The organism is Luteibacter sp. 329MFSha (assembly GCF_900111665.1).
Taxonomy (GTDB): Bacteria; Pseudomonadota; Gammaproteobacteria; order Xanthomonadales; family Rhodanobacteraceae; genus Luteibacter.
This window is the reverse complement of sequence record NZ_FOJE01000001.1, coordinates 172434-198573: the sequence shown is the minus strand read 5'-3', so window position 1 is coordinate 198573 and position 26140 is coordinate 172434. Positions and strand designations below refer to the sequence as shown.

At 67.0% G+C, this 26140-nt stretch carries 21 protein-coding genes; 13 read left to right on the top strand and 8 right to left on the bottom strand.

Translation table 11 applies throughout. The features are described 5' to 3' along the window. Positions 1-11 precede the first annotated feature (11 nt). On the bottom strand, positions 12-413 hold the full coding sequence (gene pilG / locus BMW54_RS00910; protein ID WP_304441822.1) for a twitching motility response regulator PilG: 402 nt from the start codon (positions 411-413) through the stop codon (positions 12-14). Between the two features lie 261 nt (positions 414-674). Here pilG and gshB point away from each other — a divergent pair, with 261 nt between their 5' ends. Beyond that, positions 675-1616, top strand: a complete 942-nt coding sequence (gene gshB, locus BMW54_RS00905; RefSeq protein ID WP_090052175.1) for a glutathione synthase — start codon at positions 675-677, stop codon at positions 1614-1616. Beyond that, positions 1613-2473: an energy transducer TonB gene (locus tag BMW54_RS00900; protein ID WP_090052174.1), complete on the top strand. Its 861-nt coding sequence runs from the start codon at positions 1613-1615 to the stop codon at positions 2471-2473. Before gshB ends, BMW54_RS00900 begins: the two co-directional genes overlap by 4 nt. A 130-nt stretch (positions 2474-2603) precedes the next feature. Here BMW54_RS00900 and BMW54_RS00895 read toward each other — a convergent pair whose 3' ends face one another. Further along, positions 2604-2915: a hypothetical protein gene (locus tag BMW54_RS00895; protein ID WP_090055552.1), complete on the bottom strand. Its 312-nt coding sequence runs from the start codon at positions 2913-2915 to the stop codon at positions 2604-2606. Between the two features lie 103 nt (positions 2916-3018). Here BMW54_RS00895 and BMW54_RS00890 point away from each other — a divergent pair, with 103 nt between their 5' ends. The 3 genes from BMW54_RS00890 (at position 3019) to BMW54_RS00880 (ending at position 5014) form a co-directional block, all read left to right on the top strand. Beyond that, positions 3019-3585, top strand: a complete 567-nt coding sequence (locus tag BMW54_RS00890; protein WP_090052172.1) for a YqgE/AlgH family protein — start codon at positions 3019-3021, stop codon at positions 3583-3585. A gap of 13 nt (positions 3586-3598) precedes the next feature. Beyond that, a complete protein-coding gene (gene ruvX / locus BMW54_RS00885; protein WP_090052171.1) occupies positions 3599-4015 on the top strand; it encodes a Holliday junction resolvase RuvX in 417 nt (138 codons plus the stop codon). A gap of 72 nt (positions 4016-4087) precedes the next feature. Beyond that, positions 4088-5014: an aspartate carbamoyltransferase catalytic subunit gene (locus tag BMW54_RS00880; RefSeq protein WP_090052170.1), complete on the top strand. Its 927-nt coding sequence runs from the start codon at positions 4088-4090 to the stop codon at positions 5012-5014. Here the strand turns inward: BMW54_RS00880 and BMW54_RS00875 are convergent. Continuing rightward, positions 5011-6042 carry a hypothetical protein gene (locus BMW54_RS00875; protein ID WP_090052169.1) on the bottom strand — a complete coding sequence of 344 codons (1032 nt, stop codon included), beginning with the start codon at positions 6040-6042 and terminating at the stop codon, positions 5011-5013. The two genes, BMW54_RS00880 and BMW54_RS00875, sit on opposite strands and share 4 nt — an antisense overlap. Positions 6043-6399: 357 nt before the next feature. Continuing rightward, entirely contained in the window at positions 6400-6810 is a 411-nt protein-coding gene (locus tag BMW54_RS00870; protein WP_139206000.1) for a hypothetical protein, read from the bottom strand. A 653-nt stretch (positions 6811-7463) separates the two neighbouring features. Here BMW54_RS00870 and BMW54_RS00865 point away from each other — a divergent pair. From BMW54_RS00865 to BMW54_RS00855, 3 genes are all read left to right on the top strand, one after another. Continuing rightward, the gene (locus BMW54_RS00865) at positions 7464-7988 is read left to right on the top strand and encodes a hypothetical protein (RefSeq protein ID WP_139205999.1); all 525 of its coding nucleotides are present in this window, start codon (positions 7464-7466) and stop codon (positions 7986-7988) included. A gap of 301 nt (positions 7989-8289) precedes the next feature. Continuing rightward, positions 8290-10038 carry a hypothetical protein gene (locus BMW54_RS00860; RefSeq protein ID WP_090052162.1) on the top strand — a complete coding sequence of 583 codons (1749 nt, stop codon included), beginning with the start codon at positions 8290-8292 and terminating at the stop codon, positions 10036-10038. Positions 10039-10245: 207 nt separating this feature from the next. Beyond that, positions 10246-10614: a BON domain-containing protein gene (locus tag BMW54_RS00855; RefSeq protein ID WP_090052160.1), complete on the top strand. Its 369-nt coding sequence runs from the start codon at positions 10246-10248 to the stop codon at positions 10612-10614. Positions 10615-10789: 175 nt separating this feature from the next. On the opposite strand, the gene BMW54_RS00850 is transcribed toward BMW54_RS00855, so the two are convergent. Then, on the bottom strand, positions 10790-11953 hold the full coding sequence (locus tag BMW54_RS00850; RefSeq protein WP_090052159.1) for a PilT/PilU family type 4a pilus ATPase: 1164 nt from the start codon (positions 11951-11953) through the stop codon (positions 10790-10792). 100 nt (positions 11954-12053) lie between these two features. Next, complete coding sequence (locus BMW54_RS00845) at positions 12054-13091, bottom strand: type IV pilus twitching motility protein PilT (RefSeq protein ID WP_090052157.1); 1038 nt, start codon at positions 13089-13091, stop codon at positions 12054-12056. A 117-nt stretch (positions 13092-13208) separates the two neighbouring features. On the opposite strand from BMW54_RS00845, the gene proC reads away from it, so the two are divergent. After that, a complete protein-coding gene (gene proC / locus BMW54_RS00840) occupies positions 13209-14033 on the top strand; it encodes a pyrroline-5-carboxylate reductase (protein WP_090052155.1) in 825 nt (274 codons plus the stop codon). Further along, positions 14030-14605: a YggT family protein gene (locus BMW54_RS00835; RefSeq protein WP_090052153.1), complete on the top strand. Its 576-nt coding sequence runs from the start codon at positions 14030-14032 to the stop codon at positions 14603-14605. Before proC ends, BMW54_RS00835 begins: the two co-directional genes overlap by 4 nt. 103 nt (positions 14606-14708) lie before the next feature. Here the strand turns inward: BMW54_RS00835 and BMW54_RS00830 are convergent, their stop codons facing one another. Beyond that, entirely contained in the window at positions 14709-16814 is a 2106-nt protein-coding gene (locus tag BMW54_RS00830; protein WP_090052152.1) for a bifunctional (p)ppGpp synthetase/guanosine-3',5'-bis(diphosphate) 3'-pyrophosphohydrolase, read from the bottom strand. A gap of 19 nt (positions 16815-16833) precedes the next feature. Beyond that, positions 16834-20850 (bottom strand): ATP-dependent RNA helicase HrpA, encoded by a 4017-nt coding sequence (hrpA, locus tag BMW54_RS00825; RefSeq protein ID WP_090052150.1) that lies wholly within the window; start codon positions 20848-20850, stop codon positions 16834-16836. 119 nt (positions 20851-20969) lie between these two features. On the opposite strand from hrpA, the gene BMW54_RS00820 reads away from it, so the two are divergent. From BMW54_RS00820 to BMW54_RS00810, 3 genes are all read left to right on the top strand, one after another. Further along, positions 20970-21437 carry a Dps family protein gene (locus tag BMW54_RS00820; protein ID WP_090052149.1) on the top strand — a complete coding sequence of 156 codons (468 nt, stop codon included), beginning with the start codon at positions 20970-20972 and terminating at the stop codon, positions 21435-21437. Positions 21438-21601: 164 nt separating this feature from the next. Beyond that, complete coding sequence (locus BMW54_RS00815) at positions 21602-24208, top strand: glycosyltransferase (protein WP_175472831.1); 2607 nt, start codon at positions 21602-21604, stop codon at positions 24206-24208. A 165-nt stretch (positions 24209-24373) separates the two neighbouring features. After that, positions 24374-26140, top strand: a complete 1767-nt coding sequence (locus BMW54_RS00810; RefSeq protein ID WP_090052146.1) for an autotransporter assembly complex protein TamA — start codon at positions 24374-24376, stop codon at positions 26138-26140.

Here is a 26140-nt window from a genome sequence, read left to right as displayed (position 1 = left end):
CGTGATGAAGGTCAGCTCGCCTTCGCGTAACGATGGATCGCGCCGAGGAGTTCGTCGCGGGTGAAGGGCTTGGTCAGGTACTGCTCCGCGCCGACGATGCGCCCGCGCGCCTTGTCGAACAGGCCGTCCTTCGAGGACAGCATGATCACGGGCGTTCCGCGGAAGTGGGCGTTGTTCTTGATCAGCGCGCAGGTCTGGTAGCCGTCCAGCCTCGGCATCATGATGTCGACGAAGATGATGTTCGGCTTCTGGTCGGAAATCTTGGCCAGCGCCTCGAAGCCGTCGACCGCGGTGAGCACGTCGCAGCCTTCCTTCTTCAGCAACGTTTCCGCCGTGCGTCGGATGGTTTTCGAATCGTCGATGACCATGACCCGCAAGCCGGCCAGGTCGTTACCGCGTCCGTTTTCGTTCACTACGCCCCCGTCACCACGCACAAAAAACCGCAAATCCCCTCGCAGGATAGCCGGTTTTGCACCGGTCGTTCCGTGCGCCAGGTCGATGTCCGGGACGGCGACGTCCCGGCGGCACGCTCTTTGGCGTTCCTCCCGTTCGCTGTTTAATGGTTGGCCCCTGTCCCGTCAAGATGAATTGTTCTTAAAGGCCGCCTTCACATTCCCGAACGGGCCCCGCCTTCACTAGACTTGACCCCTTTCCTGCCTTTCGGGACCCGCCCCATGCCGCTTTCCGTCGCCGTCCTGATGGACCCCATCCGCGCCATCAAGATCGCCAAGGACACCACGTTCGCCATGCTGCTGGAGGCCTCCCGCCGGGGCCACGCCCTTCTCTACATGGAACAGGGCGATCTGGCGCTGCGTGGCGGCGAGGCCTGGGCGCGCCTGCGCCCGCTCACCGTGAAGGAAGACCCTTCGGGCTGGTTCACCCTGGGAGAGCCCCAGTGGCGCCCGCTGGCGGAGGTCGACATCGTGCTGGCCCGCAAGGACCCGCCGGTCGATCCGCAGTTCGTCTACGACACCATGGTGCTGGAGCGCGCCCAGCGTGCCGGCTGCAACGTGGTGAACGATCCGCGCTCCCTGCGCGACTGCAACGAGAAGCTCTTCGCGCTCGACTTCCCGCAGTGCATCGTGCCGACCCTGGTGTCCCGCGACCGCGCCGAGCTCAAGGCCTTCGTCGCCGAGCACGGCCAGGCGGTGCTCAAGCCGCTGGACGGCATGGGCGGCCGCGGCATCTTCAAGGTGGCCGCTGGGGACAGCAACCTCAATTCGATGCTGGAAACCCTCCTGGACGGCGGGCACGCCTTCACCATCGCCCAGAAATACATCCCCGAGATCACCTCCGGCGACAAGCGGATCCTGCTGATCGACGGCGAGCCCGTGCCGTATGCGCTCGCGCGCATTCCGCAGGGGGACGAGTTCCGCGGCAACCTCGCCGCCGGCGGCAAGGGCGAGGGCATTCCCCTCTCCGACCGCGACCGCTGGATCGCCGCCCAGGTCGGCCCGGAGCTGGTGCGCCGCGGCCTGCGTTTCGTCGGCCTCGACGTCATCGGCGATTACCTGACCGAGATCAACGTCACATCTCCGACGGGGGTCCGCGAACTCGACGCGCGGTTCGGCATTAACATCGCGGGGCTGCTGTTCGACGCGATCGAGGCCCGATGACGACCCGCACCACCGGCGCCGACCTGTTCGGCGCGACCCTGCTGTTCTCCCTGCTCCTGCATGGCGTCGTCATCCTCGGCATCACCTTCGAGATGGAGAAGCCGCGTCCCGCCGTGCCCACGCTGGACGTGACGCTCGTGGACGTCGCGAACCAGGAGGCGCCGGACAAGGCCGATTTCCTGGCGCAGGCGAACAACGCGGGCGGTGGGGACCAGGAAAAGGCGGCGCGCCCCTCCGAGCAGGTCTCCGGCCTGTTGCCGACGCCGGAGGCGAAGGGTGCGGCCGAGCCGAAGGAAGCCCAGGCGCCGGCACCCCGTGAGGCGGTGCCGGAACAGCTGCTGACGACCTCCGGCGAGACCGCCTTCGCGGTCGACACGTCGCGCAAGGACAGCGAACGGAAGGAGCGCCCCCTCCCGGTCTCCGACGAGGAGGTGCAGCGGCGCGAGGAAATGGCGCGGCTCGCCGCCGAGGTACGGGAGCAGTCGCAGGCGTACGCGAAGCGCCCGACGAAGAAATTCATCTCCTCGAACACGCGCGAATACGTCTACGCCGCCTACATGAAAGGCTGGGTCGGTCGCGTGGAGCGCGTGGGCAACCTCAACTACCCCGACGAGGCGCGCCGCCAGGGCGTCTACGGCGAACTGGTGCTCACCGTCGGGCTCAACCGCGACGGCTCGATCAAGAGCATGGACGTCATCAAGAGCTCCGGCCACAAGCTGCTGGACGACGCCGCGCAGCGAATCGTGCGCCTCGCGGCGCCCTTCCCCGCGCTCCCACCGGACAAGACCCGGGTGGACGAGCTCTACATCACGCGCACGTGGCAGTTCCTGCCGGGCAATGTGCTGCGTAATTACTAGGGCCGCGGTTCCTCGAGAAGCCGGATCTTCTGTGGGAGCGCGCTTGCGCGCGAAGGGTGCTTGCCGCGAGCACCCTTCGCGCGCAAGCGCGCTCCCACAACAGCATTTTCATTTTCCGGGAATTGGGCCCTCAACGGGGCAGCAGCTGATCGGCCTCGCTCACGTAGGCCTTGTTCGCCTTGCGATCCCAGACGCAGAGCTCGCGGCCGGGCCGGTTGTTCATGTGCTTCTGCGGGTATCGGCCGGCCAGTACCAGCGCGGTCACCGGCACGCGATCGTCGTACTGGATCGGGCCGCCGACCGGCTTGACGTCCTTCAGCCCGCTCGCCGCCACGCAGGCGCGCGTCAGCCGTTGGTTGTAGTCCTTCCAGGCGTCCGGCGACGAGGCCAGGGCCGCGCCCGAAAATGCCATCGCCGCGACGACAAAACCCTTTGCAAACATGCGCTTCCTCATCGGCTTTCCTCCTGTAATCCGGTCCACACGGTAAGCATCGCCGGCTGAACGTTCGCGTACGACAGACGGCGGGAGCGGCTACAATGCGGCCATGACGTTCGCCAACACCTTCGCCGGCCAATTCCTGATCGCGATGCCCTCGCTCGCGGAGCCGCCTTTCGCCCGCGGTGTCGCCTTTCTCTGCCAGCACGGCGAAGACGGCGCGGTCGGCCTCCTGATCAACCAGATCTCGGAATACCGCCTCGGCGACGTCCTCGCCCAGATGAAGCTTCCCTGCGACGATCCGGAGATCGCCGACAACCCCGTCCTGATCGGCGGACCCGTGCAGCAGGAGCGCGGCTTCGTGCTCCATCGCGAGCCGGGACACTGGGATTCCAGCTATCGCGTCAACGAAGACTGGTCCGTCACCACGTCGCGGGACATCCTCGTGGCCATGGCCAAGGGCGAAGGCCCGCGACGCGCCATCGTCACGCTCGGGTACGCGGGCTGGGAGGCCGGTCAGCTCGAGCAGGAAGTGATGGACAACGCCTGGCTCACGACGCGTGCCGACGAGCGCATCGTCTTCGACACCCCGCTCGAAGAGCGCTGGTTCGCCGCGACGAAGAAGATGGGCGTGCGCGACCCGTCGCAGTTGACCGGCTACGCCGGCCACGCCTGACGCCGCCGGCACCATGAGCTGCCTGTTCGGGTTCGATGTCGGCACGAAGATCGTGGGCGTCGCCGTCGGCAATCGCCTCACGGGCACCGCCCGTGCGCTCGCCGCCATACCCGTGCGCGACGGCCAGCCCGACTGGCAGGCACTCGACACCCTTCGCCGCGAATGGTTGCCGGCCGAACTCGTCGTCGGCCTGCCGCTGGACAACGAGGGGAAGGAACAGCCGATGACGAAGACGGCGCGACGCTTCGCCGAGAGCATCGGCGCGCGTTACGCCCTGCCGGTGGCGTTCGCCGACGAGCGCATGAGCTCCCAGGAAGCCGCACGGCGTTTCGCGGCGGGTCGCGCGGCGGGTACGCGCAAGCGCTCCGACGCGAAGTCGATCGACGCCGAAGCCGCGGCCGTCATCCTGGAAAGCTACCTCGTATCGTGATTCCGCGCGTTCCGTGTATCGTCCCCCGCATCGCATCCGAATCCGAACCGTTCCCTTCCGTTTGAGGACGTCATGTCACAACGCCTGCGCCATCTGACCACCCTCGAAAACCTGCCGCGCGAAGCGATCGAGCGCCTGCTCGACCGCGCCAACAGCATGCGCGACGCGACCGCCCACGGAACGCGCAAGCTCGACCTGCTCGCGGGCCGCACGGTGCTGAACCTGTTCTTCGAACCGTCGACGCGCACGCGCACGTCGTTCGAGCTGGCCGCCCGTCGCCTCGGCGCGGACGTCGTCAACTTCGACATCGGTTTCTCGTCGACCGCGAAGGGCGAGGAACTCTTCGACACGCTGCACACGCTCGAAGCCATGCACCTCGACACGATCGTCGTGCGGCACAAGGAATCCGGTACGCCGGAGTCGCTGGTCAAGCACGCCATGAGCGGCGTCTCGGTGGTGAACGCGGGTGACGGTAATCGTGCGCATCCGACGCAGGGCCTGCTCGACGCGCTGACGATCCGCAACCACCATCCCGATTTCCGCAAGCTGCGCATCGTCATCTGCGGCGACGTGCGGCACTCCCGCGTCGCGCGTTCCGACGTGCACGCGTTCAGCGCGCTCGGTGCGAAGGACATCCGCATCGTCGGCCCATCGGCCCTGCTTCCGGCGGAAAGCGAGCTTTCCAACGTCAGCTACCACGAGGACTTCGACGAAGCGATCAAGGGCGCGCACGTGGTGATCATGCTCCGCCTGCAGAAGGAGCGCATGGCCGCGACCGACCTACCGGACGAAGCGGCCTACTTCGACCGTTTCGGTCTCTGCACCCGCCGCCTCGCGCTCGCGGAAAAAGGCTGCCTGGTGATGCATCCGGGCCCCATCAACCGGGGCATCGAGATCGCGCCGGAAGTCGCCGACGGCGCCCAGTCGCGGATCCTCGAACAGGTCGGCAACGGCGTGTTCGTGCGCATGGCGGTGCTGGCGGAAGTGATGGGGCGCTAACCGGCGCCGCGCCAGGGCGAAAGCGTCCAGGGGATATAGACATCGCCTTCCCCGCGCGCATTCGCCCATGGCCTGACCGTCAGCGACTTCAGAAGCGCGACGTCCGCGCGGGCGTTCTCGTAGACGCAGCGCAATCGGCGGATGCGGACGTCGCCGGCGTCACGTCGTGCCACGCGCATGCCCGTCAACGACTCGGCGCCCACGTCTTCGCACTCGATGAACGACTCGTTGGCGTACGTCCATTCCAGTCGGTGCGGCAACGTCGTCGCGTATTCCAGTTCGACCGTCGAGACGGGGTCGGCGAAGTCGAGGGCGAACGATTGCATGCCTTCGCTCTCGAGCCGAAGGAACGTCGCCCCGTCGCCGAACGCGGGCACGATGACCTGCGTACCGCGAGGGCCCGGACGGTCGACGACCATGTCGACGCGAAGCCCTTCCGACACGACCACCGCCCTCGAGCCTTCGGCGTTCACGAGGAGATCGTCGGTCAGGTCGAGGTACATCGCGGGGCGCGGCGTGTAGGGTCTGGCGGGTGCCGGCGTCGCCGCCATGCCGCGCACCCACTGGGACGCTCGCCCCACCCAGCCGCGGTCCGACGCCGCCGGCACCTCCACGCTGCGCAGGCACACGATCGCGGGCGACCGCAGTGGAAATTCGCAGCGCAGGCTCGCCACGCGCGTTCCGCCCACCGCCCATCGCGCCGTGCGGAAACCCGTGAGGTCGGAGGGCCCTACCTCCTGCGGGTGCACCGTGCCGCGCTCGTCGGTCCAGTACAACTGATGGCGCGTGTCCGCGAGGTAGGTCAGCGCGGCGTCTTCGACCGGTTCGTCGAACGCGAGGTCGAACGCCCAAAGGCTGTGCCGAATGGCACGCAGAACCGGTGGACCCGATGCCGGCACCGCGACGTCCCAGACGGCCTGTGGCTCGCCGACCTCGTCGACCGTGATCGTGAAACCGGGCTCACCCCGATGTATCGCGCGGCCACCTTCGATGGCGAACCGTCCGGCTTCGAAAAAATGAATGTGCATGTCGCCTTCCATGGCATGATGCGCCCGCTTGCGCGGCAATGCGGGTCGCGCGGATCGCGACGTGAGGCGACCCACGCACCCGCCGCGACATGACTTGCGGTTCAGACCCAATCTCGCACGGTCAAGGACATTTACGACATCCTTGCGATCGTCGTCGAAGAACTCTGAGGACGCCAAATGCTACCTGGTAGCTCCGGGCGACCAAGGTTTTGCTCGCGCCCGCGCGCGTGAGAGGGATTGCCGCCGCCCCCCGGCTTTGCATGACGGCAATCCTCGCGCACATAACGCGGACCCGAACGCCCATGAACGCGCACAGTTCGTGACCATCCGGGCCTGGCGGGGAGCACGTCGGCAGCCTCAGAGTTCTTGCACGATGATGGAAAGAATGTCGACGATGCTCTCGTCCCTGGGTATGTAAGCATCAACCTTGATTTTCGAAATGTTCTCGCCCACCTTGCGATCGACTGAGATGCCCCCGGCGGCTTCTCCAATGCTGGAACCGCCGGTCGGAATATAAACAAAGGTGACCGCTCCCGTAATCGGCTTGCTCTCGCCGGTCGTAGGGTCGCTGAATTCGAGGGTGAAGCAGTCGGCGCTATAGTGCAGAAAGGTGAGGCTTTCGTACGGAGCCGTGGTTCCCGCCTTGAATTCGCCGACGTCGCCGAATTGTCCCTTCGTCGGAGTAAGCGTGAATTTGAGCGACGCCCCATCTTCTGTGACAGTTTCGGTGTAGACGCCGTTGGTGAACTGACCCTTCACGCCATTCATGGCGTTCATCCTGAAAGTAGCCATATCGTCACTCCTTGAAGAACGCGCCGTGCGTCGGCGCACCGTTTGTCTCGTCGCTCCGAAACCTCAGCCGTTATCGCTCGATGCATTCCGGTTGGCATGGCACATGCGTCCATCGCATCGGCGCAAATAGCATCGGCTCGCCCGATGTTGTCGACCATAGGTCATCGGTCGTAGGTCGACGACTCATGAGCCCCCCGATCAGATGTTTGACTCCTGCCAACCGGAAAAGACCTCTCGTTCGCAGTTATCGACGTGACGGAACAGAAGATGGGGGCAGCGGAAGCCTTCGATGCTCGATAAAGGAAAACGACCCTGATACGCGTCTGCGACGCGATCGTCTCGGTACCCGTGGTGCGAAGTCCGAGGGTCTCGCTGCACGCCGATCCGGCACACGCGGTGCCGGTGTGTTGGCTTGAGCAGGTAAAGCGTGAAGGGCCTTCAACGATTCGCAAGAATGCACAAACGCGGCGGCCTGCGCGCGATGCAACTGAAAGCCCGATCCCCTCGCAAGCGTGCCCTACGACCGAAGATGGATGGCTTGCGCCGTGATGGCGGCGCAAGATGTTCGAGGCGTCGCATTCGCACGCCGGCATCGACGGACGATGCCGTTCATTCAGGGAGAACCCATCATGGCAAGGCATGAGTTCAAGAATTTCCAGCAGGTCGACGGCAGGAATTACTGGTCGGCTACCAACGACGAAGGCGAGACGGTTTACATTGAGCCTCAAGCCAACACCCAGCTGAAGAAGGACGGGGACTACCTCGTCATCTTGTCCGGGGACGACACCGATCAGGCTCTCGTCTTTTTCACCGAGGACTTCAATGTCGACGACTCGCACGTGGTCGTCGCGACGGTGGGCTTTCAGGCGAACATTCAAGAGACTTATGTCGATTATCTCGACGGCGAGGGCAACTACTATTCGGTGACCATCGTGGACGGCCCGGAGATGACCGCGACTGCGACTCTGCCGGACTCCACGCCGAACAGCACTTCCCCGAGCGAGGAGGCGAAGAAACGCTGGCAGCATCTGTACGGAGACAAGCATCCGCCGGCGAACAAGGACCCTTTGAAGCACATCCGCTGGCTCGGTTTCACCACCTTCGCGGAGGTAAAACTCAAGTATCTCGAGGTCACGAAGAGAACGAAGGCATAAGGGCGACGTCAGGCTGACCTCTCCGCTTCCGGTTGCCGCGCTCGCGGCGCGGCAACCGTCGAATTGTTCCGGGCTGTCGATCGGGCATTTTTTCGCACCTGCCGAGTCGTTTCACCGCCCGCTGCGCCCCCGCGGATCGTCGCACGCACAGGATTCCGTGACCCCGTGCCCCCCCTAGCGCCCCCGTTACCCATGCGCGGGCAAGGCATCCGGCGCCTTGCCGATATGCATCGGACTTCCGCGCCCCTCGGTCCAATCCGGCATAATGGCCGCTCCAGGGACCAACTCAACGGGATACAAGATGCGACCGACCAAGCGACTCATCGCGCTCGGCCTCGCCAGCGTGCTGCTGGCGGCCTGCGGCCACAAGGACAAGGATGCCCCGCTGGCGTTCGTACCGGCGGACACGCCGTACGTGCTGGCCAACCTCGACAAGCTCGACGACGACGCCTACGAGGCGGTGATCGCCCAGGCGAACAGCGAGCTGCCGGGCCAGGTGGTCCAGATGAAGTCGGTCGCGCAGGATCTCGAAACGAAGGGCAACGTCGAAGGCGCCCGCCTGCTGCGTGCCTTCGCCGCCGAGTTCGACGGCAAGACCGCCGAGGCGGCGCTGAAGAACATGGGCCTCGACGTGAAGACCGGCTCGGCGTTCTACGGCCTCGGCCTCAGCCCGGTCGCGCGCGTCGCGCTGGCCGACACGGCCGCCTGGGACGCTTTCCTCGGTCGCCTCGAAGCCGCCTATGGCAAGAAGCTGGACGCCGCCGACGCCGGCGGCCAGGCGTATCGCCACGTGACCCTCGGCGACACCGGCGTGCAGCTGATCATCGCGACGGTCGGCAAGCAGGCCGTCGTGTCGCTGCTCCCGGCCGATGCCGCGCAGCCGATGATCCGCCAGGCGCTCGGCGCCGACCGTCCGGACAAGAGCCTGCAGGACGACGGCCGCCTCGCCGACCTCGCCAAGGCGAAGGGTTACAAGGACTACGTGGTCGGTCAGCTCGACCTCGTCCGCCTGCTGCCCCTCGTGGCCGCCGGCAAGGACCCCCTGTTCTCCACCTTCCTGAAGCACCAGTCGGCGAAGACCGGCGAACCCATTCCGCCGCTTCCCGCCAGCTGCGTGCCGGAAGCGTCGCGCATCGCCGCGCGCGTGCCGTCGATCAGCTTCGGCTACACGCGCCTCGACCTCCACCACCAGGAACAGCGCGTCGACATCGCCCTCGCCGACGACATCACGAAGGCCTTCTCGGGTCTCAAGGTCGAGCTGCCGGGCCTGGGCCAGGACGCGAAGGATCCGTTCGACCTCAGCATCGCGCTGCCGATGGAGCAGCTGCGCACCTTCGCGACCGCGCAGGCGGAAGCCGTCGCGGCGAAGCCGTTCGAATGCCCCGCCTTCGCGAGCATGAACGACAGCTTCGCGAAGTTCGGTTCCACCATGCAGCAGTCCGCGATTCCGCCGTTCGGCGACATCCGCGGCGTGCGTATCGCGCTCGACTCGTTCAAGCCGGCCGCCGCTGGCCAGCAGCTGCCGTCGTTCACCGGCCGCGTGCTGCTCGCCACGCGCAACCCGGCGGGCCTGCTCGCCATGGGTCAGGCGATGCTCGGCGGCGACTTCAAGCTCGCCGGCGACGGCAAGCCCGCTCCCCTGCCCCAGAACATCACCGCGATGCTCGGCATGCCGGGCTGGGCGGCCATGAACGGCCAGGCGATCGTGATCGGCGTGGGCGAAGGCGAGGATGCGAAGCTCGACGACATGCTCATGGGTTCCGTCGGCGATGCCGGCCGTCTCAGCCGCCTGCACCTCACGGGCGACATGTACCGCACCTGGGTCGACGTGATGGCCGACAAGGCGACGTCGTACGCCGCGTCGATGGCCGAAGCCGCGGGTGCGGATGGCGCCCCGGACGACCAGCAGGCGCAGGCCATGGCGGCGGAGCGCTCGAAGGCGCAGTTCGATGCCATGAAGGCACAGGCCGCACGCATCGTGCGCGTCTCCGGCGAATCGCACATGGAAGAGAAGGGTCTCGTACTCTCCGGCGCGGTCGAATACAAGTAACGATCCGCGCAAGACCGCATGAAAAAAGGGGCGCCTTCGGGTGCCCCTTTTTTCGTGCCCCATGACTTCTTGACCTACCTGAACGGAGAAAATTTCCCGGCACGAATCGTTCACGGATGCGCTGTTTCCATTGGCCCCGCGATACGGCAGCCACAGAGCGTGGCGCCATCGCCAGACCCATTCAGCGTGTAACGAAGGAGTTCGATCATGATCAACGCCAACCTCCGCAAGGCCCTGTTCGCCGCCGCCCTCGTCGCCGGTCTCGGCACGGTTCCGTTCGCGCAGGCATATGCTCAGGACTCCGCTGCCGCCGCGTCCAAGGGCGACAATCAGACGGTCGCCGGCAAGGCCGACGATACGTGGATCACCACCAAGGTGAAGAGCGAGTTTGCCGCCAACAAGTCGGTCAAGGCCACCGATATCTCGGTCAGCACGACCGAAGGCGTCGTGACCCTCACGGGTACGGTCGCCACGGCGAAGGAGAAGAGCCACGCCGAAGCCATCGCCAAGAAGATCAAGGGCGTGAAGAGCGTGGACGCCAGCGGCCTGACCGTCTCGGCTGCCGCCGCGAACTAAGCGTCGCTTAGCGCAGGACGAGAAAGGGAGCCCCTCGGGCTCCCTTTTTTTGTTGGAGCGGACCCGGCCGCGACAGCTCTTCGCCCCTCCCTGCGAGCAGGCGCGTGAGCTCGAGAACCGCGGCGAGAAGCTGTCGCGGCCGGGTCCGCTCCTACATCGGTTGGGCGCGTCGGCGTCAGCGGTGCAGCATGCCGCCGAAGGTGTTGCGATCGGTGGTCTTGTCGATCTCCACGCCCTCGAGGCCCTGCGACAGCGTGTGCGCGTCGCCGCCCTGCGCCAGCTTGATGCGCAGGCGCACTTCGTTCGAACTGTCGGCGTGGCGCAACGCGTCCTCGTAGGAGATCTCGCCCGCGTGATACAGCTCCACGAGGCTCTGGTCGAAGGTCCGCATGCCGAGCTGGTTCGAATCGCGCATGAGTTCCTTCAGCTTGTGGATCTCGCCCTGACGGATGTAATCCTGCGCGAGCGGCGTGCCCAGCAGCACTTCCACCGCGACGCGGCGCGCCTTGCCGTCGGGCGTGGGGATCAGCTGCTGCGCCACGATGCCCTTGAGGTTCAGCGACAGATCCATGAAGAGCTGCTGGCGACGGTCTTCCGGGAAGAAATGCAGGATGCGGTCCAGCGCCTGGTTGGCGTTGTTCGCGTGCAGCGTGCACAGGCACAAATGGCCCGTTTCGGAGAAGTTGATGGCGTGCTCCATCGTCTCGCGCGTGCGCACTTCGCCGATCATGATCACGTCGGGCGCCTGGCGCAGCGTGTTCTTCAGCGCGTTCTCCCAGCTGTCGGTGTCGATGCCGATCTCGCGCTGGGTGATGATGCAGCCCTCGTGCTTGTGCACGTATTCGATCGGGTCCTCGATCGTGATGATGTGACCCGTGGAATTCTGGTTGCGGTAACCGATCATCGACGCGAGCGAGGTCGACTTACCGGTGCCCGTGCCACCCACGAAGATGATGATGCCGCGCTTGGTCATCGCCAGCTGCTTGATGATCGGCGGCAGGCTGAGTTCCTCGGGCGTGGGGATCTTCGACTCGATGCGGCGCAGGACCATGCCGACGCAGTTGCGCTGGTAGAAGCACGATACGCGGAAGCGCCCGATGCCCGACGCGCTGATCGCGAACTGGCATTCGTGGGTCTTTTCGAACTCCTCGCGCTGGGCGGGCGTCATCACGTTCAGCACCATGTCGCGCGACTGCTGCGCGGACAGAGGGCTCTGCGTGATGGGCACGACGCGCCCCTGAACCTTGAGCGAGGGCGCGACGCCAGCGGTGATGAACAGGTCGGAGGCCTGCTTGTGCACCATCAGCTTGAGGAAAGAAGTGAAGTCGAAGTCGCTCATGGCCTGTATCCCATGCCGGACCGGGCCGGCGTCCCCTGTGCCGCGATCATATACCCGCCACGCGGGCGGGTGCAGCGACTGCCTTCACGTTAAGGCGGGCTCAGCGGAACCCTTCCTTGTTCTTGGCGTACATCAGGGCTTCCTGGCGGGAGATCAGGCCGCGCTTGACCAGGTCGCTGAGGTTCTGGTCCAGGGTCTGCATGCCGTGCTGCTGGCCCGTCTGGATCGACGAGTACATCTGGGCGACCTTGTCCTCGCGGATCAGGTTACGGATCGCGGGGATGCCGACCATGATCTCGTGCGCCGCCGTGCGGCCACCACCCACCTTCTTCAGCAGCGACTGCGAGATCACCGCGCGCAGCGATTCCGAGAGCATCGAGCGGACCATGGGCTTCTCGCCCGCCGGGAACACGTCGATGATGCGGTCGATCGTCTTGGCGGCCGACGACGTGTGCAGCGTGCCGAAGACCAGATGTCCCGTTTCCGCCGCGGTGAGCGCGAGGCGGATGGTCTCCAGGTCGCGAAGCTCGCCCACGAGGATGTAATCGGGATCTTCGCGGAGCGCGGAACGCAGGGCCTCGTTGAAGCCATGGGTGTCGCGGTGCACTTCGCGCTGGTTGACCAGGCACTTCTGCGAGGTGTGCACGAACTCGATCGGATCCTCGACGGTGAGGATGTGGCCGTATTCGTTCTTGTTGATGTGGTCGACCATGGCCGCCAGCGTCGTCGACTTGCCCGAACCCGTCGGGCCGGTGACGAGGATCAGGCCCTGCGGCTGCTCGATCAGCTCGCGGAAGATGCGTGGCGCCGCCAGGTCTTCCAGCGTGAGCACTTCCGAGGGAATGGTACGGAACACGCCGCCCGCGCCACGGTTGTGGTTGAACGCGTTGACGCGGAAACGCGCCAGGCCCGGGATCTCGAAGGAGAAGTCGACTTCAAGGAATTCCTCATAGTCGCGACGCTGCTTGTCCGACATGATGTCGTAGATCAGCGAGTGGACCTGCTTGTGCTCCAGAGCCGGGATGTTGATGCGCCGGACGTCGCCGTCGACACGGATCATCGGCGGAAGACCCGCGGAAAGGTGCAGGTCGGAGGCCTTGTTCTTCACGGAGAAGGCAAGGAGTTCGGCGATATCCATGGTGGTCCCCTGTCTTGGTCGGCATAGGTAACCATGCCCGGGGGTCGGCGGCAAGGCGCGGCACCGTATATGCTCTGCACGTTGTGAACGTCGTCGCCTACGGAGTCTGCAAAACCCATGAATCGGATCGCCTTCATCGGTGGCGGCAACATGGCTACCGCGCTGATCGCCGGGATGATCCGCCACGGCGCCCAGCCGGGCGGCATCGCCGTGGCGGAGCCCCGCGCGGAGTCCCTCCAGGAACTCTCCCGCGAATATGGGGTGGCCACGTACACCGATAACCTGGACGCCGCCGAGGGCGCATCGATCCTCGTGCTCGCCGTGAAGCCGCAGATGCTCGCCGAGGTCTGCCGCGGCCTGCGCCCCGCCGTGCAGAAGTACCGGCCGCTGGTGATCTCCATCGCGGCCGGCATCCGCATCCATCAGATCGAACGCTGGCTCGACGCCGCCCTGCCCGTCGTCCGCTGCATGCCCAACACGCCGGCCATGATCGGCGCGGGGGCCACGGCCCTGTTCGCCAATGGCCGCGTCAGCGCGCCGCAGCGCGCGGAGGCCCAGCACGTGCTGGACGCCGCGGGGCTCACGGTCTGGGTGCCCGACGAGGACCAGCTGGACATCGTCACGGCCCTGTCCGGCTCCGGCCCGGCGTATTTCTTCCTGCTCGTCGAGGCGCTGGAGAACGCCGCGTTCTCGCAGGGGCTGTCGCGTGAAACCGCTCGCGCGCTGGCCGCGCAAACGGCCCTCGGCGCCGGCCGCATGCTGATCGAGAGCGGCGAGAGCGCCGCGACGCTGCGCGCCCGGGTGACCTCGCCGAACGGCACCACCCAGGCCGCGCTCGACAGTTTCCGGGCCGACCATTTCCCCACCATCGTGGCACGCGCGGTGGACGCCGCACGCCGCCGCGGCGTCGAACTCTCCGAAGACATGGAATCCAGAACGTGAACTACCTGACCAATGCCGGCGCACTGATCCTCCAGTTCGTCTTTGGGGCCGTCGTCACCCTGTTCGTGCTGCGCCTGCTGGCGGAGGCCCACCGCGCGGACTTCAACAATCCGATCTGCCAGTTCCTCTACCGCTTCACGAATCCGGTGCTGCGTCCGCTGCGCAGGGCGCTGCCGAACGTCCGCCGCGTGAACACGGCGGCGCTGCTGATCATCCTGGCGCTGGAATGCCTGAAGGTCGTGCTGATCGTCGCGCTGGCCGGCTTTGCACCCGCGATCGCGGGCGTGATCGTCGCCGGCATCGCCGAAACGGTCGACTTCTTCCTGCTCACCTGGATCGTGCTGGTCTTCGTCTGGTCGCTGATGAGCATGCTCTCGACCGACCGTTACCACCCGGTAGCGCGCCTCGTGTCGAGCCTCGCGGAGCCACTGGTGCGTCCACTGCGTGGCCGCATGACGATCGGCGGGCTCGATTTCTCGCCCACCGTCGTGCTGCTGGGGCTTTTCCTGCTGCGGATCCTCGTCGCCCAGCCGCTGTCCGACTGGGGCACGCGTCTGCTGATGGGCGGTTGATGGGTAACGGTGGGAAGCGCACTCGCGCGCGAATGGGTGCTCGCGACAACCACCCATTCGCCCGCCCGCGGGCTTCCCACAGAAGCCCGCTACGAAATGGACGTCACCGCCCGCCGAGGCGCCGGGCGTCCGTCACGTTCGGCAGCGCGCTCAGCCTGCCGAGCAGCGTCGAGAGCTGTTCGTAGTCCTTCACGCGCAGCGTGAAGCGCATCTCGACCTCGCCCGTCCGCACATGCACGCGGCTCGACGACGCGACGATGTGCGGACCGACGTTGTTGATCGTGGTCGCGACGTCCTTCTGCAGTCCCTTGCGGTCGTAGCCGCGCAGCTCGACGTCGACCTCGTAGCTCTGGACGTCGACCCGGCCCCAGTTCACGTCGATGACCCGCTCCGGATTGCGCCGGGCGAGCCTCGCCAGCGACGCGCAATCGGCGCGATGCACGGATACGCCGCGCCCCCGCGTGATGAACCCTCGCACGGGATCGCCCGGCAGCGGTTGGCAGCAGCGCGCCAGCGTCGTCAGCAGGTTGCCGACGCCCTCGATCGACAGTGCGCCACGGTCGTGCTGCGCGGCGCGCGAGGCGACCGGATTGCCCGACTGCGTGATTTCCGGTTCGACCGGTTCCTGCAGCGAGCGCGCGATCTGCCCCAGCGTGACCTCGCCGAGCGCGACCGTGACGTACAGATCGTCGACGCCCTTGAGACGGAAGTGCGCCGCGAGCTTGGCGAGGTCGACGTCGTCGAGCGCGAGGCGACGCAGCTCCTTTTCCAGCGCGGCCTTGCCGGCGAGGATGTTCGCGTCGTGCGCCTCGCGGCGGAACCACGCGCGCACCTTTTCCTTCGCGCGCGACGTGTGCAGGTAGCCATGGTGCGACGAGAGCCAGTCGCGGCTCGGTTCGGAGAGCTTCGCGGTGAGGATCTCCACGCGGTCGCCGCTGCGCGGCGCGGTGGTCAGCGGCACGATGCGTCCGTTGACCTTGGCGCCACGGCAACGATGCCCGACCTCGGTGTGGATGTGGTACGCGAAATCCAGCACGGTCGCGCCGCGCGGCATGTCGATCACCTCGCCCTTCGGCGAGAGCACGTACACGCGGTCTTCCATCAGCTCGGTTTCGAAGCCCGCGGCCAGTTCGGCCTCGTCCTCACCGCGCGGCTCGAGCAGCTTGCGCATCCAGGCGATCTTCGCCTCGAATTCGGCATCCGCGCCGCCACCCTCCTTGTAACGCCAGTGCGCCGCGACGCCGAGTTCGTTGGCGCGGTGCATCTCGTGCGTGCGGATCTGTACTTCGAGCGTCTTGCCCTCGGGCCCGATCACGGCCGTGTGCAGCGAACGGTAGCCGTTGCCCTTCGGCCGGGCCACGTAGTCGTCGAACTCGCCGGGCAGGTGCGGCCACAGGCTGTGCACGAGACCGAGCGCCGCGTAGCAGTCGGCCACGCTGTCGACGAGGATGCGCACCGCACGGATGTCGTAGAGATCCGAAAACTCCAGACCCTTCTTCTTCATCTTCTTCCAGATGGAGAAGATGTGCTTCGGCCGGCCGGCAAGGTCGGCGCGGACGCCCGCGCCGTCGAGCACCGCGCGCAGGTCGGCGAGGCTGGCGGCGATGAAGTGTTCGCGGTCCGCGCGGCGTTCGTCGAGCAACCGGGCGATGCGCCGATAGGTGTCGGGCTCGAGGTAGCGGAACGCGAGGTCCTCGAGCTCCCACTTCAGCTGCCAGATGCCGAGCCGGTTCGCGAGCGGGGCGTGGATGTCCGACGTGAGCTGCGCGAGTTCGCGGCGCTCGTGGTCCGGCAAGGCCATCGCCGTGCGCATCGCGGCCAGTTGCCGCGCCAGCAACACGAACACGACGCGCAGGTCGCGGATGATCGCCAGCAGAAGACGGCGCAGGCCTTCGGCGCCGCTCCTCGGACCGCGCTGCGCGTGCAACGCCCAGACCTTCTCGGCCTCGCCCTGCCCTTCGATCAGGCGCCGCAACGAGGCCGGCCAGGTCTTCTCCGCCTCGTCGGTGGCGCCGGGCAGACCCCGGGCCAGCGCGAACCAGAGCGCGGAGGCGCAGGTCTCGTCGTCGCACCCCAGCAGGCGCAGGAGTTCGATCACCGTCTCGACTTCCGCGCGGGCCACGACCGGCAGCGGCGCGCAGGCTTCCCGCGCACGCTCGGTCAGCGGCATCGGCTGCGCCTTCGCGTCGGGGGAGCGGACCTCGCTCATCGCCTTGTCTCCGGTGGATTCATCGTGCGGCCTGCGCCGTTTCCAGCGCTCGGGCCAGCCGCTTGGCGGACACCGGCTCGGCGGTTTTCAGCTCCTGTGCGAACAGCGATACGCGCCACTCCTCGAGTAGCCAGCGCAGTTCGCCCCAGGTGGTGTCCCCGAGTCCCGTGCCCCCCGCGTTGAGCAGGGCCCGCCAGTAAGGCAGCACCTGCAGCATACGCGACTGGTCGCGCGCCGGGTCCTGGCGCAGACGCTCGGCGCGCAGGCGCATCGCCTTCAGGTAGCGCGGGATGTGCGCGAGACGCGCCGGGGACAATTCGCGCAGGAAACCCGGCTGCAGGAGCGCGGCGAGCTGCTCGCGCAGGTCGTCGTAACTGGCCTTGGCGAAGCCCATCAGGGGCGGGTCCATCCATGGCTTCAGTTCCGCCTGCGCCTCGATGATCGGTTCGGCCAGCTTCTGCCGTGCCATCGCGGCACCGAAGAGCTCGCGGCCGAGTTCCGTGCGCAGCGCCTCGAACTCGCCCTGGGTTCGGGCATCGAGGCGGCGACCCGCGATCAGATCGGCGAAACCGCCCTCGACGAGGTCGTCGCGCAGACCGTCCACGCTTCCCATCGGCGCGTATTTCAGCGAAAGCGGATTCGCGATCGGCAACTGCCGCCGCGCCCGCTTGAACTCGGGCGCGAGCGCCTGGCGGAGCAGCCGCTCGACGCCGCCGACGTGCGCGGCCGCCGCTTCGTCGGCGCGTTCGAACACGCGCAGCGCCACGGCCTCGCCAAGGTCGACCAGCGCCGGGTAGGCCTCGAGGCCGCCCTCCGAGCGCACCGCCTTCGGGATCGATTCGAAGTCCCAGGCGACGATGTCCTCGCGCGTGAGCTCGACGTCCGTCTTGCGGGAGAAGGCCTCCCGGGCCTTGCCCTCCCACTGCGCGCGGATCGCGGCGAGGTCGCGGCCCTCCGCGACGGTGCGGCCGTTCTCGTCGTGCACGCGATAACGCATGAGCAGGTGGGGCGGCAGCTCGGCGCCCTCGAACGCGGACGCGTCGATGTCGACGCCCGTCGTCCGCTTGAGGAACGCCGCGAGGGCGACGACCAGCGACTGGTCGCGCGGCGCTTCGGCCTCGGCGAACGCCCTCGCGAAATCGGGCGCGGGCACGAAGTTGCGACGCTGCGCCTTCGGCAGCGAGCGGATCAGCTCCGCCACCTTGTCCGTCAGCAGCCCGCCGACGAGCCAGTCGCCACGTGCCGCGGGCAACGCGTTGAGGAAGGCGAGCGGGACGTGGATGGTCACGCCATCGGCCGGGTCGCCGGGCACGAAACGGTATTCGAGACGGTAAGTGTGCTGGCCGATGGCGAGCGATGCCGGGAACGCCTTGGGGTCGAGCCCGGCACCGGCATCCATGACGTCCGCGAGCGTCCAGCGCAGCGCGGCCTGCTCGCCGGGCGACGCCTTGCGATACCAGGCGTCGAGCGCGCGCGTGTCCGAGATGCTCTCCGGCAGCTTGCCGTCGAAGAACGCGGCGAGTTCCTCGTCCGTCTTCAGAAGACCGGCGCGGCGCTGCTTCGCCTCGATGTCGTGCGCCTGTTCGAGCACGCGAGCGTTCGCCCGGACGAAATCGGCGCGGCTGTCGAGGTCGCCGCGCACCAGCCCTTCGCGCAGGAAGATCTCGTGCGCGAGCCGGGGGTCCTGCCGCTGGAACGTCACCGGACGACGCTCGACCAGCACGAGCCCGAAGAGGGTCACCTGCTCGTACGCGACGACGGTGCCGCGCTTGCGCGACCAGTGCGCGTCGCGCGCCGTCGCGCGGACGAGGTGCGCCGCCTGGCTTTCGATCCACGCCGGATCGACGCGCGCGTTCATCATCGCCCATACGCGGCCGCCGATATCGAGGATCTGCGCCGAGAAGATCCACGCCGGCGGCGCCTTCGCCAGCGCGGAACCGGGGAAGATCTGGAAGCGGCGCTCGCGCGTGCCGCGGAACACGCCCTTTTCGTCCTTGTGCCCCACCTGCGTCGGCAGGCCGGCGAGCAGGCTGCGGTGGACGGCCTCGAAGAGCGCGTCGCCCTCGGGAGCGGCCGGACTGCCGTTGGAGCGCACCTGGGCGCGATCCGGGCGTCGGCGGCGTCCGCCTGAGCCCTGTTGCGCGTCGCGAGGAGCTGTCGCGGCCGGGTCCGCTCCTACCGGAGCGGCTTGACTCGCGGCGCGGGCGTCGTCGGACCAGCCGAGGTCGCGCATCACCAGCACCAGCTGGCGGTGCAGTTCGCGCCACTCGCGCATCCGCATGAAGCTCAGGAAATGGCGGGAGCACCAGTCGCGGAGTTTCGAGGAGGTGAGCTCCTCCGCGGCGGCGAGGTAGGCGCGCCACAGGTTGAGCACGCCGACGAAGTCGGATTTCGGATCCGCGAACTGCGCATGGGCCGCGTCGGCCTGGCCGCGCGCCTCGGGCGGGCGCTCGCGCGGGTCCTGGATGCTCAGGAAGGCCACGATCGTCGTCAGTTCCGCCGCGCTGCCGAGCCGGCGGGCCTCCACCATCATGCGCGCGAGCTGGACGTCGATCGGCAGGCGCGCGACCGTGCGACCGACCTCGGTAAGGCGGCGGTCGTCGTCGATCGCGCCGATCTCGGCGAGCCGGCGGTAACCGTCGGCCACGACGCGGGGATCCGGCGCTTCGAGGAACGGGAAATCGTCGACCTCGCCCAGGTCGAGTGCCAGCATGCGCAGGATCACGTTGGCCAGCGACGAGCGCAGCAGCTCGGGATCGGTGAACGCCGGGCGCAGCGCGAAATCGGCCTCTTCGTAGAGGCGGTAGCAGACGCCGGGCCCCACGCGCCCGCAGCGGCCCTTGCGCTGGTTGGCGGCGGCCTGCGAGATCGGTTCGATGTGCAGGCGCTCCAGCTGGCCCCGCTGGCTGTAGCGCTTCACGCGCGCCGTGCCCGAATCGACCACGAAACGGATGCGCGGCACGGTGAGCGACGTCTCGGCCACGTTGGTGGCGAGCACGATGCGCCGCTTCGGACCGGGCCGGAACACGCGATCCTGCTCGCTCGCCGACAGGCGCGCGTACAGCGCCAGCACCTCGGTCTCGCGGTACTGCCTGCGCGAGAGCAGGAGGTGCGTATCGCGGATCTCGCGCTCGCCGGGGAGGAACACGAGCACGTCGCCGCGCGGGTCGTCGCGCGTGATCTCGTCCATGGCGTCGGCCACCTGCTGGGCGACATTGCCCTCGACGCGCTCGCCCGGCGGGCGGTAGCGCACCTCGACGGGGTACGTGCGGCCCTCGACCTCGACCACCGGCGCGTCGCCGAAGTGCGCGGCGAAGCGCCCGGTGTCGATGGTGGCGGACGTGACGATGAGCTTCAGCTCGGGCCGCCGCGCCGCGAGGCGCTTCAGGTAGCCGAGGAGGAAATCGATGTTGAGGCTGCGTTCGTGGGCCTCGTCGATGATGATCGTGTCGTACGCCGACAGCCAGGGATCGGACTGCGTCTCGGCCAGCAGGATGCCGTCCGTCATGAACTTGATCAGCGCCTGGTCGGACACCTTCTCGGTGAAACGGACCTGGAAACCCACCTTGTCGCCTATCGGCGTGCCCAGCTCCTCGGCCACGCGGGTCGCGACGGAGCGCGCGGCGAGACGGCGGGGCTGCGTGCAGCCGATCAGGCCGGCCTCGCCGCGACCGGCGGCGAGGCACAGCTTGGGCAGCTGCGTCGTCTTGCCCGATCCCGTCTCGCCCGCCAGTACCACCACCTGGTTCTCGCGGATCAGCTTCACGATGTCGTCCGCGCGGGCCGCGATCGGCAGCGAGGCGTCGACCGTGATCGTCGGCTTGGCCGCCTTGCGCGCCGCGCGGCGGGCGGCCGAGGCGGCGATCTCGGTGGCGAGGGCATCCAGCTTGCCCGCGTCGGGCTTGCGCGAGAGGTTGCGCCAGCGGCCGAGGAGGCGGCCGAAGTCGCGACTGGCGACCTGATCCAGCGCGTGACGCAGCTCACGCAATCGGGGATCCGGGGAGGACGGGCGGGCGGGGGTTGTGGGCGTACTCATGGGAACCCCAATAATAGCGTGCGCCTATCGGCCACATCGGAACGTTTCATTTCTCGTCCGCCGGTCCGCTCGTTAAAATTTCACCTGAAACAACGAAAAACACCAAGGAGAGTCGCAACATGGCCATCGATATCGGCATCGCCAAGAAAGATCGCGAAACCGTCGCGAAGCATCTGTCCAAGCTCCTCGCGGACACCTATTCGCTGTACCTGAAGACCCACAGCTTCCACTGGAACGTGACCGGCCCGCAGTTCAACAGCCTGCACGCGATGTTCGAGACCCAGTACAACGCCCTGTGGCTCGCCGCCGACGAGGTCGCCGAGCGCATCCGCATCCTCGACATCTTCGCCCCGGGCTCCTACAGCCAGTTCGGCAAGCTGACCTCGATCAAGGAAGAGACGGGCGTGCCCGACTGGAAGGACATGGTGGCCCAGCTGGTGGAAGGCCACGAGATCGCCGCCGCCACGTCGCGCGACACGATCAAGGCCGCCGAGTCGGTCGGCGACGACGGCACGGCCGACATGGTCACGGGCCGCCTGAAGGATCACGAGAAGACGGCCTGGATGCTGCGCTCCCTGCTGAAGTGAGTGCTGGATGGGGGGCGGTCGTCGTCGCGCCGCCCCCTTCCGACCCCGCCCGAACTGAGCTATCCCTGACCGTGCGACCCTTCATGCGTTGAGCCGTCACGCCCCGTTCGTTAAGCTCCCCCGGTTACCTCATTGATGCCACTCGGGGGCCGACCGGTCCGGGGATTGTTTTGAGCGCTGCCACGAAGACCGAACGAAGCCACCCGATCCTCGCCGCGCTGATCCTCGCGATCCTCGTCGCGGCCCTGAATGTGGGGCTCTGGTTCGTCGCCAACCTCCCGAACGGCCCCGACGACTGGCACGGCCCCATCCCCGGATTCGCGTTCACGGCGTACCAGCGCTACCAGAACCCGATCAAGGGCGATGTCTCCACCGATCCGGAAATCGACAGCGACCTGCGGCTGATCAAGCGCTATTCGCCGCGCATCCGCACCTATTCCGTGCTGGAGAACCCCCAGGTCATCCGCCTCGCCGACAAGGAAGGGCTCGACGTGATGGCCGGCGCGCAGATCGACACGCGCCTGGAGAACAACGAGCGCGAGATCGAGGCCCTGATCGCCCAGGCCCGGCGCTACCCGAAGACGGTCACCCGCGTCATCGTCGGCAACGAGGTCCTTTTCCGCGGCGACCTGAAGCCGGCGCAGGTCATGTCCTACCTCGATCGCGTGCGTGCCGCCGTGCACCAGCCGGTCTCGGTGGCCGAGCCGTTCCACATCTGGCTGCAGAACCCCGAACTGGCGGACCACGTCGACTTCATCACCGTGCACCTGTTCCCCTACTGGAACGGTATCGAGGCACGGGCGGGTGTCACCGACTCGGTCGAAAGCTACAAGGCCCTGCGCCAGCAGTTCCCGGGCAAGCACATCGCCATCGGCGAAATCGGCTGGCCTTCCAACGGCGACCGCTACAAGTACGCCTATCCCAGCGTTTCCAACGAGGCGATCTTCCTGCGCTCGTTCTTCAACGCCGCGAAGACGAACGGCATCGACGACTACTACGTCCTCGAGGCTATCGACCAGCCGTGGAAGGAGAACCTCGGCGAGGGCCGCACCGGCGCCTACTGGGGCATGTTCAACGCGGACCGCCAGCTGAAGTTCCCCTTCACCGGTCCGGTCACCGAGGACGTCAACTGGCCCTGGAAGGCCATCGCCGCGTCGCTGCTCGCGTTCGTCCCGATGCTCTGGTTCGGCATGCGCTTCAGCCGCTTCAGGCTGACCGGCCGCCTGTTCTTCATGGCGCTGATCCAGCTGGCCTGCGGCCTGATCGTGTGGTCGGCCACCCTGCCCTTCAATTTCTACCTCAGTCCCTTCGACTGGGCGATGCTGATCCTGCTGTTCCCGGCGCAGATCGCGATCCTCGGCATCCTGCTGATCAACGGCTTCGAGTTCACCGAAGTGCTCTGGCGGCGCAGCTGGGTACGCCATGCCGGCATGCTGCCGCCCGATCCCGTCGAGAAGCAGCCGTTCGTGTCCATCCACCTGGCGTGCCACAACGAGCCGCCGGAGATGGTGCAGATCACCCTCGACTCGCTGGCCGCGCTCGATTACGAGAACTTCGAGGTCCTGGTGCTGGACAACAACACCAAGGATCCGGCGGTGTGGCAGCCGGTCGAGGAGTACTGCAAGCAGCTCGGCCCGAAGTTCCGCTTCTTCCACCTCGAGCCGTGGCCGGGTTACAAGGCGGGCGCGCTCAACTTCGGCCTCACCGCCACCGACGAGCGCGCCGAAGTGGTGGCCGTCATCGACGCCGACTACGTGGTGCGCGAGGACTGGCTCTCGACGCTCACTGGCTACTTCCACGACGCGAAGGTCGCCGTGGTGCAGTGCCCGCAAGCGCATCGCGACTTCGAGAAGAATCGTTTCCGCCGCATGACGGCGTGGGAATACGACGGCTTCTTCCGCATCGGCATGCACCATCGCAACGAGCGCAACGCGATCATCCAGCACGGCACGATGACCATGGTCCGCCGCTCGGCGCTGGAAGGCACCGGCGGCTGGTCCGAGTGGACGATCTGCGAGGACGCCGAGCTCGGCCTGCGCCTGATGCACGCCGGATACGAGCTGGTCTACGTCGACGAACTGATGGGCAAGGGCCTCACGCCCGCCGACTTCAAGGCATACAAGAGCCAGCGCTATCGCTGGGCCTTCGGCGCGATGCAGATCCTCAAGGGCCGCTGGAGCTGGATGACGCGCAAGGGCCCGCTCTCCGCCGGCCAGCGCTTCCACTTCCTGACGGGCTGGTTCAGCTGGTTCGCCGACGCGTTGCACTTCGTGTTCACGATGATGGGCCTGTTGTGGACCGCCGGCATGATCTACGCGCCGGAATACTTCAACCTGCCGATGCAGCTGTTCCTGATTCCCGTCATCGGGTTCTTCTTCGCCAAGGCCATCTTCGGCGTCGTGCTCTATCGCGCGCGTGTGCCATGCGGCTGGTACGACACGATCATGGCCTCGGTGGCCAGCATGGGCCTCTCGCACGCGATCGCGCGCGGCATCCTCCATGGTCTCACGCGCGAGAAGACCGCGTTCGTGGTCACCGCGAAGAGCCGGCGCATGGGTGGCAGCAGCTTCGCCGCCTTCGCGCCGGTGCGCGAGGAAGGCCTGATGGCGATCGCCCTGCTCTGCGCCATCGTCGGCATGGCGCTGCACTACGGCACGAACTACGTCGAAAGCACGCTGTGGATGTTCATCCTCGCGGCGCAGTCCATCCCGTATGTTTCGGCGCTCGTCGGCGCCTGGATCGCGCACCGCGCGGGTGACGAGGCGGGCTGAGGGCTCGCTGGCACGCCCTTTTCTGAGCCGTCGTTCACGTTCGTGTATCGACCTCTCACACGCCGCGCGGTAAGTTACGGCAAGACATAACGTCAGGGGTCGCCGGAGGCACCCCGTAAGCCGGCCGTGACCACGGCCTTGGATCACGACCGGAACGGGACGCTCATGCGCCGAACCAGACGCCATGGACTGCTGCTTCTGCCGTGGTTCCTCGTGCCCACGATCGCCCAGGCGGGCATCGTCCTGACTGTCGACGGCGTCGACGAAAACCTGCGCAACGCGGTAGTCTCGGGCGTGGAGCTCAGCCAGTACGCCGCGCGCGACGTCACGGCCGCCCAGGTGCGCCGCCTTTACGAAAACGCTCCCGACGAAGTGCAGGCCGCGCTGCGGCCGTACGGCTACTACGAGGCCACGGCCACCGGCGACATGCGCCAGGTCGGCAAGGACTGGCAGGTGACGCTGCACGTGGTGCCCGGCGTTCCCGTGAAGGTGACCTCCGTGAACGTCGAGATCGACGAGGAGGCGGGCAAGGTACCTGCGATCCGCCGCGCCGTGCGCGGCATCCAGAACCTGAAGGACCAGCCCCTCAACGACGGCGTCTACGATGGCGCGCGCGACGCGGTGAGCGGCGCCCTCACCGCGACCGGCTTCCTCGACGCGCGCATCGTCACGCGGCGCGCCGAGGTGAACCGCGCCGAACACACCGCCGCCGTGAACCTGAAATGGGAGGCCGGCCGGCGTTACCGATACGGCGTGGTGCGGTTCAAGAATTCGCAGTTCCGCGAGGATTTCCTCGATCGCTACGTGCCCTTCAAGAAGGGCGACTATTTCTCGCAGAGCCAGCTGCTGGAGCTGCAGCAGGCACTGAACGGCGCCGACTACTTCGCGGTGGTCAACGTCATCCCCGATACCGACGACGCGAAGGACGGCACGATCGACATCAACGTCGAGCTCGCACCGGCCAAGCGCACCATCTACACGGGCGGTCCGTTCTTCGGCACCGACACGGGCGCGGGCCTGCGTGGCGGCATCGAAAAACGCTGGATCAACGATCGCGGGCACAAGTGGAAGAACGAGCTCGTGCTGGCGCAACGACTCAAGACCGTTTCCACGCTGTACCAGATTCCGATGCCCGGCCCCAACCAGCGCAGCTTCAACTTCGGCGCGAATTTCCGCGATGCGAACACCGTCACGTCGAAATCGCGCACGGTGCAGCTCGTGGCCAACGAAACCCGTCTGTGGCACGGCTGGACGCGCACCATCGGCGTGAACGTGCTCTCCGGCACGTTCACCGTCGGCAAGCGCGGCGGCGAGGGGGATAACGCCGAAGGCCTCGAACGCGGCCGCAGCACCCTGCTCTATCCCGAGGTCACGCTGAGCCGCAAGAAGGGCGACAACCCGACGTTCGTCCGCAACGGCTGGTCGCTCACGCTGACGGGCCGCAGCACGGCAGGCACGCTGCTGTCCGACGCCAGCTTCTCGCAGGTGATCGGCGACGCGAAGTGGATCCACTCCTTCTGGGGCCGCAATCGCCTGATCCTGCGCGGCACCGCGGGCAAGATCTGGACGGACAACTTCAGCGACCTGCCGCCGCAACTGCGTTTCTTCGCCGGCGGCGATCGCTCCGTGCGTGGTTACGACTTCGAGAGCATCGGCCCACGCAACGCCTTCAACCGTGTCATCGGCGGCGAAGGCCTGCTCGTCGGCAGCACCGAGGTCGAGCATTACTTCACGCGCAACTGGGGCATGGCCGCGTTCGTCGACGCCGGCAACGCATTCACCGGTACCGACTACAGCCCACGTGTCGGCGCCGGCCTGGGCGTACGCTGGCTGTCACCGGTGGGCATGATCCGCGCGGACATCGGCGTGCCCGTCGGCAACAAGAACGAGCACGGCATCCATCTCCACGTCGTCATCGGACCCGACCTGTGA